The sequence below is a fragment of the Citrobacter sp. TBCS-14 genome (assembly GCF_005280805.1).
GTDB classification, from domain to species: domain Bacteria; phylum Pseudomonadota; class Gammaproteobacteria; order Enterobacterales; family Enterobacteriaceae; genus Citrobacter; species Citrobacter gillenii.
Genome location: NZ_SZWM01000258.1, coordinates 311 through 647, shown reverse-complemented (window position 1 = coordinate 647; position 337 = coordinate 311). Strand labels below are relative to the sequence as shown.

Sequence of the window (337 nt, the reverse complement as noted above, 5' to 3'; positions counted from 1 at the left end):
CACAAACGCGCGCTGCATGGCTAACACGATGATTACCGGAGGGATGAGCGTCAGCAGCATGGCTGCCATTACCTGGTTCCACTGCGTGGTGCCTTCACCGGTGGCAATCATGCCTTTGATGCCCGCCACCGCAGTGCCCAAATTGACGTCGGTAATAATTAACAACGGCCATAGATACTGGTTCCAGCCGTAGATAAAGGTGATCACGAACAGCGCCGCCAGATTGGTTTTTGACAGCGGTAGTACGATATCGCGGAAAAAACGCATCGGTGACGCGCCGTCAATACGCGCCGCCTCAACCAGCTCATCCGGCAGGGTCATAAAGAACTGACGGAAC

Annotated in this window: 1 protein-coding gene; it reads right to left on the bottom strand. The window is 54.9% G+C overall.

The genetic code is table 11. The features are described 5' to 3' along the window. A partial coding sequence (locus tag FDX22_RS30950) for an ABC transporter permease subunit (protein WP_255432890.1) occupies positions 1-337 on the bottom strand: 337 nt, incomplete at both ends.